Raw genomic sequence first — 17,364 nt, 5'->3', positions numbered from 1 at the left:
CCAACTAGCCTCTGTGGTGCGCCCATTGGACGTTGGATGTCCTGATGTCCAGTCTATTTCCAGACTGTTGAAGGGCAGGTTCGCACCATGCCGGCAAGTCTTCGCACACGTCTGAGAGCCATCGTCACGGCGGTCGTCGCCACAGCGGCCCTGGCGGCATCGCCGAATCCCGCGCACGCCCAACCCCCCACCCCGAACGCCGACTTCGAGCAGCAGATCATCTTCAAGGCGTCCCAGGACCCCGGCTACGCCTGCTTCCGCATACCGGCCGTCGTGAAGACCGCCGACGGCACGCTGCTGGCGTTCGCCGAGGGCCGGGTGCACAACTGCGGAGACGCAGGCGACATCGACATCGTCCTCAAGCGCTCCACGGACGGCGGCCGCACCTGGGGCCCGCTCCAGGTCGTCACCGACGGCGGCGGCGACACGCACGGCAACCCGGCGCCGGTCGTGGACCGCGAGACGGGCCGCATCCTGCTGGCCGAGACGTACAACACGGGCCGTGCGGACGGCTCCAGTTGCCAGGTGCCGTGCGACCGCACCCCGCACCTGCAGTACAGCGACGACGACGGGCAGACCTGGTCGCAGCCGCGCGATCTGAGCGACGAGATCCTCCCCGCCGACTGGAACTCCTGGTACGCCACCGGTCCCGTGCACGGCATCCAGCTGACCCGTGGCAGGCATGCCGGCCGGCTGGTCTTCGGCGTCAACACCGAGACATGGAACGGGAGTCGGGTCACCGCCAACCATGCGGCGCTGATCGTCAGCGACGACGGCGGGGACCACTGGCGGATCGGTGCCACGGACTCCTGGCCGATCGCGGACGACGGCACCTTCCGGCAGAAGCCCTCCGAGGTCACGCTCACCGAACGCGCCGACGGCTCGGTCCTGGTCAGCGGCCGCGAGCAGGACGGCACCGACCTCGGCCATCGCACCCAGGCGGTCAGCCGCGACGGTGGCGACAGCTTCGCCACCCCGTTCCGTGATCTCCCGGACCTGTACACGCCCCAGGTGCAGGGCTCGATGCTGCGCGTGGGCGACCGCATCCTGCTCGCCTGCCCCGGAGACCCCGACCGCCGCCGGACCATGATGATCCGCTCCTCGTACGACGGCGGACGCACCTGGGACAGCGTGGACCGCGGCACGGTCGTCACCACGGACTGGTCGGGCTACTCCGACATGGCGCGGATCGACCACGACACGGTGGGGCTGATGTACGAGGGCGGTGCCGTCGACGCGCGCGACGAGATCCGCTTCGCCCGCTTCACCGAGGACTGGCTGCAGCCGCGCCGCGGCCCGGACCCGACCACCGTCGACCGGGCCCCGTACGCCAGGCCCGCGGCCGTGCTCGGCGGCGCCGAGGAGACGGACGGCGTGTTCGGCGGGGCGCTGGAGTTCGACGGCACCGACGACGCCGTACGCCTGCCGTACAGCGACGAACTCCCCCTCGGCACAAAGGACTTCACGGCGTCGCTGTGGTTCCGCTACACGGCCACGAGCGGGGAGCAGCCGCTGTTGTGGATGGGCGGCATCGGGACCACGCAGCCGCAGGTCTGGCTGCGCGGTGAACCCGCGAGCAACCGCATCCAGGGGTTGATCACGGTGCGCAACGGAGCGGCGGCCCCGCAGTCGGCGTCCGTCCGCACGAGCGGGTCGTACAACGACGGGCAGTGGCATCATCTCGCCCTGCGCCGCGGCGGTGGACAACTGACTCTGTTCATCGACGGTACGGAGCTCAGCACCGCCGACGTGCCCGGTTCGGTCAGCCGCAACTCGCCGTTCGGCGTGCACATCGGGCAGCGCATGGACAGCCGGGCCTTCTTCACCGGTGCGATCGACGATGTGCACGTGTGGGACCGTGCGTTGAGCGGCGAGGAGCTCGCCGCACATGACGCGTCCGCGAAGGGCACCGTCCTGTGGCTGCCCATGGACCATGTGAGCGGCAGCCACTAACGTCCCGTGGGTGCCCGACGACGCACGAGCACGACAGCGGACGGGAACCGGCCTCGGCCTGCTGCTGGCCCTGGTTCTCGGAGCCGTGCTGCTCACCGCCCTCCCGCACCAAGGCGAACGGGAGGGCGGCGCCTGTACACCGCACAGGGTCGCCTCGTGGTCGGCGGACTCCCGGCTGACCGGCGAGTTCGCCCGCTACGGGGACGACGCGGCCCGCAGCGACGACTGGACCGGCGGCGACGGCACCCATTCGGTGCGGTTGCCGGACGGGCGGGTGCTGTGGCTGTTCTCGGACACCTATCTCGGCCAGGTGCACGGCCCGCCCAATCCGGTCGGCGAGTCGTACGCCTGGCGGGACACCTCGGCCCCGCTGGTGCGCAACTCGGCCGTGGTGATGCGCGGCGGCCGGCTGCAGAGCACGCTCCCCGCCCCGCTCTTCCCCGACCCGGCGCCGAACCAGTGGCGCTGGCCGGTCGCGGCCCGGGTCGAGCCGCGCTCCCCCGGGTCGTCCGAGAAGGTCGTGCGAGTGCTGCTGTGGGTGCGGACGGCCGGGCAGTCCCCGTGGATCTACGGGGTGCCCACGGCCACGGAGGTCGCCACCCTCTCCCTGCCCGACCTGAAGGTCGAGTCGGTCGTGAAGGTGGTCGACCAGAGCCTGGTTCCCGATCCGTCGCGTCGGATCCTGTTCGGTACGACGCTGGTGGAGAAGGGCGGCTGGACGTACGTCTACGGCGGCGACGACGGGCAGGCGGCGTCCCGGCCGGCCTCGTCGGCGTATGTGGCGCGGGTGCCGGAGGGACGGCTCGGGGAGCCGGCCGCCTGGCGGTACTGGAGCGGGTCGGGGTGGGGCCTTGGGCCGAGACCGCTGAGCGGTACCCAGGTGGGCAGCGCGTTCTCGGTGGTCCGGACGGGCGGGACGTATGTGCTGTTCACGATGGCCACGGGGACAGCGGGGCTGACCACCGTGACCTCGTACTGGGCCTGCTCCCCCACCGGGCCCTGGCACGGTCCGACGAGGAACTTCAGCCCCTCTCTGCCGACGGCCGGCGTCGCCGCGTACAACCCGCAGGTGCATCCCGAGCTGAGCGGCGACGGGCGGCTGGTGCTCAGCTACGACGTCAACTGGCTGGAGACGACCGGGGCTTCGGCGAGCATCAACGCGGATGTGACCCTGTACCGACCGCGGTTCGTGACGGTGCGGCTGGCGCGGGCACAGTGACCTCGCCGGCCTCCTCGCGCGGGTCCTGCAAGCGGCGCTTGGCGATCACCGCGCACACCATCAGCTGCATCTGGTGGAAGAGCATCAGCGGCAGCACGGCCAGCGAGGCGTGCGCGCCGAACAGGACGCTCGCCATGGGGAGGCCGGAGGCGAGGGACTTCTTGGAGCCCGCGAACTGGATGGCGATGCGGTCCTCCCGGTTGAAGCGCAGCGCCTTGCCGCCGTACCAGGTCAGGGCCAGCATCACCGCGAGCAGCACGGCCTCGACGACCAGCAGGCCGCCGAGCCGGAGCGGGCTCACCTGGTGCCAGATGCCCTGGACCATGCCCTCGCTGAAGGCGGTGTAGACGACGAGGAGTATCGAGCCGCGGTCGACCAGCCCGAGGACCTTCTTGTGCCGGGCGACGAAGCCCCCGATCCAGCGCCGCAGCACCTGCCCGGCGAGGAACGGCACCAGCAGCTGCAGCACGATCTGCACGAGCGAGTCCGCCGAGAACCCGCCGGCGCTGCTGCCCAGCAGCGCTGCGGCGAGCAGCGGCGTGACGACGATGCCGACGAGGGAGGAGAAGGAACCAGCACAGATCGCGGCGGGCACATTGCCGCGGGCCATCGACGTGAAGGCGATGGACGACTGAATCGTCGACGGGACGAGCGTGAGGAACAGCAGGCCCTGGTAGAGCGGGTGGGTCAGGAGGACCGGGACCAGGCCGCGGGAGGCCAGGCCCAGCAGCGGGAAGACCACGAACGTACAGGCCAGGACGGTGCCGTGGAGCCGCCAGTGCTTGAGCCCGTCCAGCGCCTCACGCGTGGACAGCCGGACGCCGTACAGGAAGAACAGGAAGGCGATCGCTGCCGTCGAGGCACCGGAAGCCACGTCGGCCGCCGCCCCGCGCGCCGGGAACAGCGCCGCGAGGCCGACCGTCCCGAGCAGCAGCAGGATGTACGGGTCGATCGGCATCCAACTCGGCCATTGCAGGCGTTTCACGGTGCTCCACTAACTTGTCTGCGGTCGTCGGCGGTCCGGGATCTGTCCGGGCCCGGAGGGCCCCCGTTCATCGTCCTCTCCCGGCGGCCGATCGGGAATCCGTCATACCGCTCTGACTGCCATCGCGATATGCGATAACCAGCTACCGTTGTCCGTATGTACGACCCCTCTCACCTGCGTACCTTCCTGGCGGTCGCGCAGACGCTGAGTTTCACGCAGGCCGCGCGGCGCCTCGGGCTGCGGCAGTCGACGGTCAGCCAGCATGTGCGGCGGCTGGAGGACGCGACCGGACGGCAGCTGTTCTCCCGGGACACCCACTCCGTGGAGCTGACGGAGGACGGCGAGGCGATGCTCGGGTTCGCGCGCCGGATCCTGGAGGTGCACGAGCAGGCTTCGGCGTTCTTCACGGGCACGCGGCTGCGCGGCCGGCTGCGCTTCGGCGCCTCGGAGGACTTCGTGCTGACCCGGCTGCCGGAGATCCTGGAGGGCTTCCGCTACGACCATCCCGAGGTCGACCTGGAGCTGACGGTCGAGCTGTCGGGCACACTGCACGAGCAACTGGCGGCCGGAAAGCTCGACCTGGTGCTGGCCAAGCGGCGCCCCGAGGACCCGCGCGGCGAGCTGGTCTGGCACGACGAGCTGGTGTGGATCGGCGCGGAACGGCTGCGCCTTGAGCCGGACCGCCCGGTTCCGCTGATCGTCTTCCCGCCGCCCGGCATCACCCGGGCCCTGGCCTTCGAGTCCCTGGAACGCCAGGGCCGGCCCTGGCGCATCGCCTGTACCAGCGGCAGCCTGAGCGCGCTGATCGCGGCGGCCCGCGCGGGCCTGGGCGTGATGGCCCACTCCCGGGGCCTGGTCCCGCCGGGCCTGGTCCGCGTCCCCGACCGCTTCGGCCTGCCCGAACTGGGCCGGGTCGACTTCGTCCTGGTGCACGGCACGCGCCGTACCGCGGCCCAGGGCGCGGCGGACGCCCTGGCGGCGACGATCCTGGCGGGCGGGGACCGGCTGCAGCGCAGGCGAAGTGGTTAGCGGGGCCGAGGCCGGTACGTCAGCTGCTTCACGTTGCGCAGATACGGCGTCGCCTCGACGTGCTGGACGCCCTCCAGGTGGCCGAGGGGGCCGCTGACGTAGTCGTACAGGTCGGAGGTGCTTCTGACGACCGCTGTCGCCGTGACGTTGGTGGGGCCCGCGGTCGCGGAGACATGGGCGATCGGGGCGTGGGCGGCGAGCGCCTCGCCCACGGAGTGGAGAGCGGCGGGGGCGACGGTGAGCCAGAGGGCCGCCATCATGGGGTGGCCGACGGTCTCGGCGTGGTACTCGCAGTCGATGTAGATCGCCCCGGAGGCGATCAGAGTGGCCAGGCGTCGCTTGACGGCGGACTCCGAGCGGCCGGTTGCGCGCTGGAGCTCGGGGTAGGTGGCGCGGCCGTCGCGTTCGAGGACGGCGAGCAGCGGTTCGTCCTCCGGGTCGATGCGGGCGGGGCCCGGGTCGGGCACGGGATCGGGGGTGAGGGCCTCGATCTGGTCCGGGGCGAGCGCCGAGAACTTCTGCAGCCAGCCCTGCGGGCCGCCGAAGAAGCGGTGCAGCTTTTGGTACGCGCGGATCTCCAGTAGGCGTGGGGTGCGCGGGAGCTTGCCCAGCAGCAGGTCGTCGCGGTCGCCGGCGTTGCGCGGCCGGGTGCCGAGCACGATCTCGGTGCCGCCGGAGGCCAGCCCGATCCAGCTGGTGTCGGGGCGCTTGGCGAGCGCCTCCGCGATGGTCTCGGCGCTGTCGGGGACGCAGCGCAGCCGCAGCGTCCAGTGGTCCAGGCCGAGCGCGTCGCTGTCCAGGACCGCGACGACGCGCAGGCCGCCCTCGGCGCACAGCCGCCGGTAGCGGCGCGCGACGGTCTGGTCGGAGACGCCGAGCACGGCGCCGATCCGGCTGAAGGAGGCCCGGCCGTTGACCTCCAGCGCACTCAGCAGTTGCAGGTCGAGCTTGTCGAAGACATCGGATTCCATCTCCATCCTAGCCACTCCTGTCGGATTCCGCCGCAAAGCGCCTGACTTCCGTTGCGATCTGCCGCTCATCGTCCATCGTACGGAGAGTTGCGCATCCGACGTACACAAAGCACAGGAGTTGAGGACATGCGTACATGGGGGCCGCTCACGGCCATGTGCCTGAGCACGTTCATGTTGTTGCTGGACGTGACCATCGCGGTGGTCGCGCTGCCGGACATGGCGGGGTCGCTGCATGCGTCGCTGAGCGATCTGCAGTGGGTGATGGACGGCTATGCGCTGGCGCTGGCCGCGCTGCTGCTGGGCACGGGCGCCGCGGCCGACATTCTGGGGCGGCGGCGGGTGCACGTCGTGGGCGTGGTGGTGTTCGCGTCGGCCTCGCTGCTGTGCGGGCTGGCGGGCGGGCCGGGGATGCTGATCGCCTCCCGTGCACTGCAGGGTCTCGGCGGGGCGGCGATGCTGGCGACCACGCTGCCGCTGCTGGGCTCCGTCTACCAGGGAAAACAGCGCTCGGTGGCGCTCGGCGTGTGGGGCGCGGTCAGCGGCGCGGCGGCCGCGGTGGGGCCGGTGCTCGGCGGGGTGCTGACGGACGGGCCGGGCTGGCGGTGGATCTTCTACGTCAATCTGCCGGTGAGCGTGGTCGCGGTGTGGCTGACGCTGAAGGCCGTACCGGAGTCGCACGGCTCCCGTGGCCGGCGCATCGACTGGGCGGGCACGGTGACGTTCGCGGCTTTCGCGGGCGGGCTGACGTACGGGGCGGTGCGGGCCGGGGAGCACGGCTGGGGCGAGACGGGCACCCTCGTGGCGTTCGCGGCGGCCGTCGTGGCGCTGGTCTGCTTCGTCGTCGTGGAGCGGCGCGGCGCCGATCCGCTGCTGGATCCGCGGCTGTTCCTGAAGCCGGGGTTCTCCGTCGTGATGGTGGGCGCGCTCGCCTTCAACGCGGGGGCGTTCGGTCTGATGGCGTACGACTCGATATGGATGCAGTCGCTGCTCGGGATGAGCCCGGTGCGCGGTGGACTGGTCTTCGTGTGGATGTCGCTGTCGGCGTTCGTGGTGGCGGCGGCCGGCGGGCGGCTGCTGCACGGGGTGCCGGCGCGGATCACCGTCGGGGGCGGGCTGCTGCTGGTCGGCTCGGGGCAGTTCTGCATGACGGGGCTGGAGGCGGGGTCGACGGCTTCTGCGCTGGCGCCCGGGCTGGTGCTGATCGGTGTCGGTACGGGACTGGTGGCGCCCGGCATCGCGGGCGCGGCGCTGGCCGCCGTACCGCCGGAGCGGGCCGGGATGGCGGGCGGCGCGGTCAACACCTTCCGGCAGCTCGGCCTGGCGCTCGGCATCGCCGTATACGGCACCGTGCTGACCTCGCGCATGCAGGACACGCTGCCGCACGACGCGGCGCACGCCCTCGCGGGCGGGGCGGCCGGGGCACTGCGCGGCGGTTTCTCCGAGCATGCGCTGCGGTCGGCGTTCGCCTCCGGGCTCAACACGTCGGCGGTGGTGGCGGGGCTGACCGCGACGGCCGCGGGAGCGCTGGTGATCGTTCTGGTCAGGACGGCGCGCCCGACCCGGACAGAAGTAACGGAATCTCCCGCTCCGGCGCTGACAGAGGAGAGGACGGCGCCCCTCGGACAGGGCCGCTGACGTCGGTTTGGGCCGGTTACCAGGTCGTACAGATTCGGTGGAGATTACGGGACCGAAACTTACTCAACCGTCAGTTTTCTGTCCGACCCTTCCGGATGTGAGCGCATTTTCCGGCCGTGACCAGCCTGTACCTGAGCACTGCTCGGATTCGGCCCCCCTCCCGCCCTGTCGCCGTGTGGGGTAGCTTTCACGCCCTGTGCGGAGTAGCACTCAAATCGGGCACTCAGGAGCGGGGAGCGGGGTTTGCGCGAGTTCACCAACCCTCCGTTGACGTTGTCACCGCCGGTGGGCGGCCTGGCCGACGTCGTCTTCGAGCGTGCCCAGGAAGACCCGCTGCACATCAGCCTCGGCCGCAAGGACGACCAGGGGCAGTGGCGCGACGTGACGGCAGCCGAGTTCCGCGACGAGGTGCTGGCCCTCGCCAAGGGGCTCCTTGCACGGGGCATCCGCTTCGGCGACCGGGTCGCGATCATGTCCCGTACCCGCTACGAGTGGACGCTCTTCGACTTCGCGTTGTGGACGATCGGCGTCCAGGTGGTGCCGATCTACCCCACCTCCTCCGCGGAGCAGTGCTTCTGGATGCTCTACGACGCCGAGTGCTCGGCGGCGATCGTGGAGCACGAGGACCACGCGATGACGATCGCCACCGTCATCGACCGGCTGCCGCAGCTGCACCAGCTGTGGCAGCTGGACAACAACGCCGTGCAGGAGCTGTACGACGCGGGCGCGTACCTCGACGACGAGGTGGTGCACCGGCACCGCCAGGCGGTCACCCCCGACTCGACCGCGACGATCATCTACACCTCGGGCACCACCGGCCGTCCGAAGGGCTGTGTCATCACGCACGCCAGCTTCATGTACGAGGCGGACACGGTCGCCGAGCACATGGAGCCGGTATTCCACTCCAAGAAGGGCGACGAGGCGGCGACGCTGCTGTTCCTGCCGCTCGCGCACGTCTTCGGGCGGATGGTGGAGGTCACCGGGATCCGCCACGGGATCCGCTTCGGCCACCAGCCTCAGATGAACGCGGCCACTCTGCTGCCCGACCTGCAGGCGTTCAAGCCGACGTTCATACTCGCGGTGCCGTACATCTTCGAGAAGGTCTTCAACGCCTCCCGCCGGAAGGCCGAGAAGGACGGCAAGGCCGGGCCGTTCGAGAAGGCCGTCGAGATCGCCGTGAAGTACGCGGACGCCGTCGAGGCGAAGGCCTGGGGCATCGGACCCGGCCCGTCGGCGGGCCTACGCGTGCAGCACCAGCTGTTCGACAAGCTTGTCTACTCCAAGCTCCGGGCCGCGATGGGCGGCCGTATCCGCAACGCCATCTCGGGCGGCTCCGCGATGGACCGCCGGCTCGGCCTGTTCTTCGCGGGTGCGGGAGTGCAGATCTACGAGGGCTACGGCCTCACCGAGTCGACGGCGGCCGCGACCGCCAACCCGCCCGAGCGCACCCGCTACGGCACCGTCGGCCAGCCCATCCCGGGCGTCACCGTGCACATCGCGGACGACGGCGAGATCTGGCTGCACGGCCCGAACGTCTTCCAGGGCTATCTCAACAACCAGAAGGCCACCGACGAGACCCTGCACGACGGCTGGCTCGCCACCGGCGACCTGGGCGCCCTCGACGAGGACGGCTTCCTCACGATCACCGGCCGCAAGAAGGAGATCCTGGTGACCTCCGGCGGCAAGAGCGTCTCCCCCGCTCTGCTGGAGGAGCGCGTCCGCGACCATCCGCTGGTCAACCAGTGCATCGTCGTCGGCAACGACCGCCCGTACATCGCCGCCCTGGTCACCCTCGACCAGGAGGCCGTCGAGCACTGGCTGACCATGCGCGGCAAACCGCAGATGTCGCCGGCGCAGCTGGTGCGGGACGCCGACCTGGAGACGGAGGTGCGGCGCTCGGTCGTCGCCGCCAACACCCTTGTCTCACAGGCCGAGTCCATCCGCACCTTCCGGATACTGGCCCAGCCGTTCACCGAGGAACACGGTCTGCTGACCCCGTCCCTGAAGCTGAAGCGGAAGGCCATCGAGAACGCCTACGCCAACGAGGTCGAGGCGCTGTACCGGGCCTGAGCCGGCCCGAGCCGGTTCTGACGCTCCGTCAACTGATGTTGATGCGGAAGAGCTTGTCCGATCCGTCCGGCTGGTTGCCGTTGTTGTCACAGTTGGTGGTCGACAGCCACAGCTGATCGGCGCCCGGCACCTTGGTCACGGTCCGCAGCCGGCCGTACGTTCCCACGTAGTACGCGGTCGGTGTGCCGACGCTCTCGTTGTCGCCGTTGATCGGGATCCGCCACAGCCGCTCGCCGCGCAGGGACGCCATGTAGACGACGTTGCGGACGATGGCGATACCGCTGGGCGAGGCCTCGGAGACGTTCCAGGTGGCCTTGGGGTTGGTCATCCCGGCGGTGCTGCAGGTGCCCTCGCAGATCGGCCAGCCGTAGTTGGCGCCCGGCTTGATCAGATTCAGCTCGTCCTTGGAGCTGTTGCCGAACTCCGCTTCCCACAGGCGGCCGTTGCGGTCGAAGGCGAGGCCCTGCGGGTTGCGGTGGCCGAGGCTGTAGACGTAGTTGCCGAAGGGGTTGCCGGGGGCCGGTTTCCCGTCCGTCGTCATGCGCAGGATCTTGCCGTTGAGGGAGTTCTTGTCCTGCGCCAGGTCGGGCGTCTGGGCCTCGCCGGTGGAGACGTAGAGGTAGCCGTCGGGGCCGAAGGCGAGGCGGCCGCCGTTGTGGTAGCGGTTCTTCTTGATGCCCTGGAGCAGGACCTTGTAGTCGCTGAGCGCGGTGCCGTCGTAGGTCATACGGACCACGCGGTTGCCCTCGGACGCGGTGTGCATGAAGTAGACGTAGTGGTTGCTCTCCCACTTGGGGTCGACGGCGACGCCGAGGAGACCGCCCTCGCCGTTGGTGGTCACGGCGCCCGGCACCGTGCCGACCTGCGTCCTCGCCCCTGCCTTGGTGACCTTCCAGACCCGGAAGTCGTCCCGCTCGGTGACCAGCGCGGTCTGGCCGTCGGGCATCCAGTAGGTGCCCCAGGGGATCGTCCAGCCCGAGGAGAGCGTGGAGATGGAGGACGGGACACCGCCGTCGGTGGCGCAGGCCTTGGTGGTGAAGGCGGCGGTGTTGCTCTCCGGGGAGACGTTGCCGGCCGCGTCGCGGGCGACGACGTTCAGGGAGTACGGGCTGTTGCAGGCGAGCCCGGTGAGCGTGGTCGAGGTGCCGCTCGTGACGGACTTGTAGACGGTGGTGTCGCTGCGCACGTCGTACGCGACGACCGCCCGGTCGTCCGTCGAGGCGCCCCAGGTCAACTCGGCGGTGTTGGCAGTGACGTTGGCGGCCGAGAGCGTGCCCGGCTTGGTCGGCGGGGTGGTGTCGGAGCTGGGTTTGGTGGTGCAGTCGACGACCGGGCTGGCGGAGGAGGTGTTGCCGGCCGCGTCTCGGGCGATGACGGTGAGGTTGTAAGTGGTGTTGGGAGCAAGGCCGGTGAGCGCCTTGCTCGTCGAACTGCCGGGCGCCTCACCGATCTTGTTGCCGTGCTCGTAGATGTCGTACGCCGTGACGCTCACGTTGTCGGTGGAGGCGCCCCAGGCCAGGGTGAGGCCGTCCTCGCCGATGTCGGAGCAGCTGGGCTGTCCGGGGCGGGTGGGGGCCTGCGTGTCGGCCGCCGTACCGACGCTGATGCGGTCGAGGTTGGGGCCGCCGTTGGCGGTGGTGGCGGTCGCGCGGATCTTGTTGGTGCCTTCGGCCAGCGGGACGTTGACGCTCTTGGTGGCCCAGGTGTTCCAGTCGGCGGTGGCCGGGAAGGAGACGCCGGAGGCGACGACCGTGCCGCCGACTGAGATGTCCATCGGGCGGTCGGTGGCGGTCCCGTTGGCGTACCGCAGGGTGACCGAGGCGGTGCCCGCGGAGGCCGCGCTCACCGTGAACTCGACGGACGAGCCCTTGACGTTGGTGTAGTCGACGAAGCCGGTGCCCGTGTAGCCGGTGTGGTTGGTGGCCACCGTGCCCTGCGCGATGGTCGCGTCCTCGGCCTGGTAGTCGGTGGCCGCGAGCGCGGTGCCCTGGCTCAGGCCGGCGAGGGGCAGGGCTAGGGCCACAGTGAGGCCGTACGGCAGAACTCTCTTGAGATTCATGGATGTTCCCCTTGTTTCGCCTCAGCCCGTGTACTGGGTGAAGACCTTGAGGTAGTCGTACGGCTGCTGCGACACGCCGCTGCACGAGTCGCCGTCGGTGCCGGAGCCGCAGGGCCGGTCACGGTTCACCGACCAGTAGGTGAGGCGCCCGATGTGGTGCTGCTGGGCGTAGGCGAGCATGGTCTTGAAGTCGGCGACGCGGACGCGCTCACCGGAGTCGTCGGTCTTGCCGTTCATGGACGACAGGCCGATATGGGCGTAGGCGGTGGCGTCGCTGTAGCCGTAGGCGGATTTGGCCCGTGCCTTGAGGCCCTCCATGGCCTGGGTGGTCAGGGTGCCCATGTTGGTGGTGCCGCCGCCGAAGTCGAACGGCATGATGCACCAGACGTCGTTCGCGAGGCCGGAGCCCGCCGCCCGCTTGATCATGTCGACGCCGGTGGAGTCGGGGCCGGTCGTCGTCGTGCCGAAGGTGATGACGGTCTTGAGGCCGGGGTTGTCGGCCTTCACCTTCTTCAGTGCGTCGACGACGCGCTGGCGCACGGTGGCGTTCGACCACTCGGTGTTCTCGATGTCGATGTCGAGGGCCTTCAACTTGTAGGCGTTGATGACCTTTTGGTAGGCGCCCGCGAGCGCGGAGGCAGTGCTGCACTTCTCGCCGAGCTTGGCCCCGCTCCAGCCGCCGACGGAGACGATGACGTCACCGCCGGCCCCCCTGATCGCGTTGATCTTGGACTGGTCGTTGCCGCCGGTCAGCGGGCGTGAGCCGTCCCACTTGGGGTTGCAGGTGCCGTCGGAGAGGATGAACGCCATCGTGAACCACTTGACGCCGGTCGCCGACATCACCGAGGTGGGGCTGGGCGGGTTGCCCCAGCCGAGGTACTCGTAGGGGGCGACGGCGAAGCCGGGTGAGGCGGCCGCCGTCCTGAGGCTGTTGACCGGGTTCACACGGATCAGCCGTGTTTCGCCCGGCCGCAGCGTCGCGCTGTACGAGTCCGCGATCACGCCCTTGTGCGAGCCGGACCAGAGGTCCGTGACATCACCGGAACCGGTGAAACCCACCTGCGACCAGTTCACAGCGACCGTCGTGCTGCCGGATGTACCGGTGTTGAACAGTGCGACCACATAGGCGCCGCTGTTTTCGCGTTTGCTCCAGACCTGCCTGACACCACTGTTCACCACCCGTTTCGCGGCGACGCCGTCCTGATCGACGCCGATCAACCGGTCGTTGGTGAGCATCGCCTTGTCGACGGAGTCGAGGTGGGTGAGGTCGGTGCCGAGCAGCAGCGGCGAGGCCGCCATCGCCCACAGCGTGAAGTGCGAGCGCCGCTGGTCGGCCGTCAGGCCCGCCTGGTCGCCGTTGCCGACCTCCAGGGAGTCCAGGTCGTTCCAGCCGCCGGGTCCGGCGTACGGCTGCCAGGACGCCGCCGTGTTGAAGCGGGCGGAGACGTGCGACCAGTCGGTGAGCGGATAGCCGCTGCCGTTGGAGCCGGGACCGCAATAGCACTCCACGTCGCCCTGGGTGCGCCAGCTGTTGGCGAGCTTGCGCCAGGTGGGGGCGTCGGCGATTGCGAGGTTGTTGGAGAGCGCGAAGTTGATGGGCCGTCCGGTGGCGCGCAGCGCCTTGTCCCAGGCCTGGACGTCGGGGATGTCCTGACTGCCCACGCCGTCGATCTTCAGGTAGTCGACTCCCCAGGAGGCGAACTGCTTCGCCCACGAGTTCACGAACTCCTGCGCGCCCGGCTTGGAGTAGTCGATGTAGTACATGTTCTTGCAGTTGTAGTTCTTCTCGGTCTTCGAGGTGTCCGCGATGTCCTTCGCGCGGTACGACGTGCCCTCGATCGGGGTGTTCTTCAGCACCGCGTTCTTCGCGATGCCGGGCGTGACGTAGAAGCCGAACTTCAGGCCCTTGGAGTGGACGTAGTCGGCGAGCGCCTTGATGCCGCCGGGGAACTTGGCGGTGTCGACGGCCCAGCGGCCGTAGTTGTCGACGACGAACCCGTTGGAGTCGCACTTCTGCCAGAAGTCGTCGAGATTGACGTGGACGAAGCCATGGTCATTCAGGCCGCCGGCGACGAGCGCGTCGGCCTGCGCCTTGATCTTCACCTCGGTCGGCCAGCGGCGCACAAAGCTCCAGCTGCTCCAGCCCATGGCGGGACGGGCCGACTGCCCGTTGTCGGAGTAGGTGCTCATCGTCGCCGCCGGTGTGGCATACGACGTACCGATCCATGCCTCGTCGATCCGCAGCCGCTTGTAACGTGCCGTATCCGTGGAGGCCGCCCAGGTGGTGTCGACCTCCAGGCGGACGTAGCGTGCATTGGCCGCGGTGAGGTCAATTCCCTGGACTCCACGGCGACTTGGGAGCTGCCCGGTCTTGACCGCGCTCCCCCAGGTCGAGCCGTCGTTGCTGAGGTAGACCTTGTAGTCCTTGATCCGCGCCGACTGCTCGGTGGCAGAGCGGGCGTAGGCGACGGAGTCCTCGCGCTGGTTGAGGCCGATGTACTGGACCTTCTTCGCCGAGCCGAGGTCGAAGGTGAGGCTGACCGGCAGGGTCTTGTTGTTGTCCCAGTAGGTGAGGTAGTCGCCGTCACCGGCGGCCGAACCGGCGTGGCCGATCGCGGAGGCACTCGCGGTCGTCCTGACGCCGGTGAGGATGCCTTGCCGTCCGGCCGTGGCGACCTTGAAGACGGTGTCGTACGGGTCCCAGTCGCCCAGCCCGGTCAGGGTCAGCACTCCGCCGGACTGCGACCACGAAACCGCCTTGCCCGTACGGAGGTTGGTGACGGAGGCGATGCGGTACCCGTTGTCGCGGATGCGCAGGGTGCTGGTGCTGGGCGGGGTCAGGACGTGGATGTACTGCCGGTTCGGGTCGCCCTTGGCGATGGTGGTGACACCGTGCGCGCCGTCGTTCCAGAAGCCGGGCTTGAGGCCGCCGTACATGTAGCCGCCGCCCTCGGTGCCGCGCAGGGACTCCCAGATGGGGTCGAGGTAGGAGTCGGCGAAGGTGTTGAAGGAGGCCTGGTTCGCCGGGAACTTGCCGTTGACCTGGGCAGTCTCGGCCATCAGCGCCTTCACCGAGGAGCCCGCGTTGGTGATCAGCCGGCCGAGGGTGAGCTTCTTGTCGACGGACGGATCGGAGCCGTCGTACCACCACGCCCCGGTCGAGGGCAGCTTGAAGTCTGCCTCGGTCAGGCGGGGCTGTGCCGTGTAGACGGCCTGCGGGTAGTCGTACGACGGGGTCATTCCCGTCTTCTGCTCATTGCTGATCATGTCCATGATCGGCGTGTCTTCGTTGTTGTTGCTGAGCGTGTAGTTCGGGCGCTTCTGTTGAATCTGCTGGTAGAGGTTGTGGCTCTCCCAGTACGCGTTGTCGTTGTCGATCCAGAAGCCGCCGAGGTCGGGGTAGCGGTCCATGACCTCGAAGAAGTTGTCGTAGCTGAACTGCCCGAAGCCGTCGCGGGTGGTCAGGTCGACGTTCTTGCCCTTGTAGGCGGAGTAGGCGGCCGAGTCGAGCCACTCGTGGCCGCCCTCGTCGTGCCACTGGGGGTCGTCGGTCATGTAGAGGACGACCTTCATGCCTTTCGCCTTGGCCGCGGCGATCAGCTCGCCCAGGAAATCGCGCTTGGTGGAGCAGGATCCGGGGATCTTGGACGGCCACGGCCGGGCGTAGCCGAGACGGCTGTGGAAGGTGGCGAGGACGAGATACTGGGTGTGCAGCTTCTGTGCCTCGTTCACCCAGTAGTCCGGTGTCCAGCCGCCGCTCGTGACGTCGTTCTCCCAGGCGGTGCAGCTGGTGTGGGCGGGTGCGGTGCGCAGGCCCCAGTGCAGGAAGAGGCCGCCGACGGAGGCACGGAGGAAGTCCTGGCGGGGGTTCTCCAGGTCGAGCGGCTTCACCGCGCCGCCGGCCTTCGCCTTGGCCGCCGTACCGCAGTCCTGGCTGCCCGAGACGCGCAGCGCACCCCCGGATGTGTTGTGACTGTCCGTCAGGCATGATCCGGTGACGTCCTGGAAGCCCACGTCGAAGGGCGAGTTGCTGCCCTTCTGGGCCGTGAAGCGGGTGAAGCGGATGCCGCTGGCGGCGTTGGCGATGACCGCCGGGCGGCCGTCGTTAGCGGCGAACTTCACCGAGCTGTCGGTGAATTGGACGTCGTCGGCGTTGTGCAGGTACCAGCCGTAGGCCGGGCGGGCGCCGATGGCCTTGGGGTTGTAGTCGTTCGGGTCGTTGCTCGGCACGGAGGTGGACATGGTGCCGCTGCCGCCGGGGACCGTGATGTCGACCTTGTTGAAGGTCACGCCGGTGATCCGGTGGCCGGTCTCGCCCCACAGGGTGGGGCTGAAGGAAGGAGTGCTGCCGGTTGCCGTGATGTTGTCGTACGTGATGTTGCTGATCGATCCGACACCCGGGCTGTTCCCGCACCGTTTCCGCGTGCCGATCTTCTGCATGATCGGCGAGTGGACGTTCGTCATCGTGATGTCGCGGTAGTGGACGTCGGAGATCTTGGCGCCGTCCATCGACACCATGCCGAGGCCGGACTTGTCGGCGCCGTCGATACGGATGTTGTCGAACTGGTAGTCCGAGAAGTCTCCGCAGGTCTCGGAGCCGAACATCAGGGCGTTGCAGCACTTCGCGCCGAGCGTCGAACCGCTCACCCGCACATGGCCGTTGGGGAGCTTGGCGCCGAGGGCGTAGTCGCTCTTGAAGACCAGGGCGTCGTCGTTGGCGTGGATGGTCGCGTTGGTGATCGTGGCGTCGGTCGTCGAGATGACGTTCCAGCCGTCGCGGTCGCTCGCGGTGTCGATGGTGAGGTGGTCCGACGTCACGTTCTTGCAGCCGTTGATGAGGGCCGCGAAGTGGCCGCCGCGGCGCAGGGTGAGGCCGTCGCCGATCCTGAGCCCGTCGCACCGGGTGAGCGAGATGATCTTGTCTGCCTCGCCGGACTTGGGGTTGCCGGTGATCAGGTTGCCCATGCCGTCGATGACGCCCTGGCCGACGAAGCCGATGTCGGTCAGCCTGTCGCCGTAGATCATCGCGTCGTGGAAGTGGCTGTGCCCGTAGTCCTGGTAGGCCTCGTACGGGTTGGACTCGGCCTTGTCGTAGGCGTTGGCGCCCGAGCCCTGGATCGTGGCGCCCTTGTCGACCTGGAGCGTCACATGACTCTGCATGTGGATGGTGTTCTTGGACTTGTAGGCGCCGGCGGGGAAGCGGACGATGCCGCCGCCGTTCGCCGAACTCGCCGCCGTGATCGCCTTGTTGATGGCCGGGGTGTCGTTTGCGGAGCCGTCGCCCTTGGCGCCGTAGTCACGGACGTCGTAGACGGCGGCGGTGCGTGGGGTGGTGTGCGGGGCCGCGAGCGCGGCGGGGTGGGCGAGTCCGAGGACGACGGCGATGACGAAGAACACGATCGCCGCCGCCCCCTTCCGCCGTGCGGTGGGGGGTCTCATATGA

At 69.3% G+C, this 17,364-nt stretch carries 9 protein-coding genes; 5 read left to right on the top strand and 4 right to left on the bottom strand.

The genetic code is table 11. From position 1 onward, the window contains the following. Window positions 1-87 precede the first annotated feature (87 nt). Both P2Q00_RS01180 and P2Q00_RS01175 read left to right on the top strand, forming a co-directional pair. Window positions 88-1,953, top strand: a complete 1,866-nt coding sequence (locus P2Q00_RS01180) for a sialidase family protein (protein ID WP_275768587.1) — start codon at window positions 88-90, stop codon at window positions 1,951-1,953. Window positions 1,954-1,963: 10 nt separating this feature from the next. Further along, the gene (locus P2Q00_RS01175; protein ID WP_275768585.1) at window positions 1,964-3,172 is read left to right on the top strand and encodes a DUF5005 domain-containing protein; all 1,209 of its coding nucleotides are present in this window, start codon (window positions 1,964-1,966) and stop codon (window positions 3,170-3,172) included. On the opposite strand, the gene P2Q00_RS01170 is transcribed toward P2Q00_RS01175, so the two are convergent. Beyond that, window positions 3,108-4,130 (bottom strand): bile acid:sodium symporter family protein, encoded by a 1,023-nt coding sequence (locus P2Q00_RS01170; protein WP_275769445.1) that lies wholly within the window; start codon window positions 4,128-4,130, stop codon window positions 3,108-3,110. The genes P2Q00_RS01175 and P2Q00_RS01170 overlap by 65 nt on opposite strands. 183 nt (window positions 4,131-4,313) lie before the next feature. Between P2Q00_RS01170 and P2Q00_RS01165 the strand changes: the two genes are divergently transcribed. Then, entirely contained in the window at window positions 4,314-5,186 is an 873-nt protein-coding gene (locus P2Q00_RS01165) for a LysR substrate-binding domain-containing protein (RefSeq protein ID WP_275768583.1), read from the top strand. On the opposite strand, the gene P2Q00_RS01160 is transcribed toward P2Q00_RS01165, so the two are convergent. Beyond that, on the bottom strand, window positions 5,183-6,163 hold the full coding sequence (locus P2Q00_RS01160; protein WP_275768581.1) for an Lrp/AsnC family transcriptional regulator: 981 nt from the start codon (window positions 6,161-6,163) through the stop codon (window positions 5,183-5,185). The genes P2Q00_RS01165 and P2Q00_RS01160 overlap by 4 nt on opposite strands. Window positions 6,164-6,283: 120 nt before the next feature. On the opposite strand from P2Q00_RS01160, the gene P2Q00_RS01155 reads away from it, so the two are divergent. Both P2Q00_RS01155 and P2Q00_RS01150 read left to right on the top strand, forming a co-directional pair. Next, a complete protein-coding gene (locus tag P2Q00_RS01155) occupies window positions 6,284-7,792 on the top strand; it encodes an MFS transporter (protein ID WP_275768579.1) in 1,509 nt (502 codons plus the stop codon). A 243-nt stretch (window positions 7,793-8,035) separates the two neighbouring features. Next, window positions 8,036-9,862, top strand: coding sequence for an AMP-dependent synthetase/ligase (locus P2Q00_RS01150; protein WP_275768577.1), 1,827 nt, complete (start codon window positions 8,036-8,038; stop codon window positions 9,860-9,862). 28 nt (window positions 9,863-9,890) lie between these two features. Here P2Q00_RS01150 and P2Q00_RS01145 read toward each other — a convergent pair whose 3' ends face one another. Both P2Q00_RS01145 and P2Q00_RS01140 read right to left on the bottom strand, forming a co-directional pair. Then, on the bottom strand, window positions 9,891-11,921 hold the full coding sequence (locus tag P2Q00_RS01145) for a PQQ-dependent sugar dehydrogenase (RefSeq protein ID WP_275768575.1): 2,031 nt from the start codon (window positions 11,919-11,921) through the stop codon (window positions 9,891-9,893). 21 nt (window positions 11,922-11,942) lie between these two features. Then, window positions 11,943-17,360, bottom strand: coding sequence for a glycosyl hydrolase family 28 protein (locus P2Q00_RS01140; RefSeq protein WP_275768573.1), 5,418 nt, complete (start codon window positions 17,358-17,360; stop codon window positions 11,943-11,945). Between the last annotated feature and the right edge of the window lie 4 nt (window positions 17,361-17,364).

Source organism: Streptomyces coacervatus, assembly GCF_029223485.1.
GTDB lineage: Bacteria > Actinomycetota > Actinomycetes > Streptomycetales > Streptomycetaceae > Streptomyces > Streptomyces coacervatus.
The sequence above is the reverse complement of the archived record's forward strand: the minus strand, read 5'-3'. Positions and strand labels throughout refer to the sequence as shown.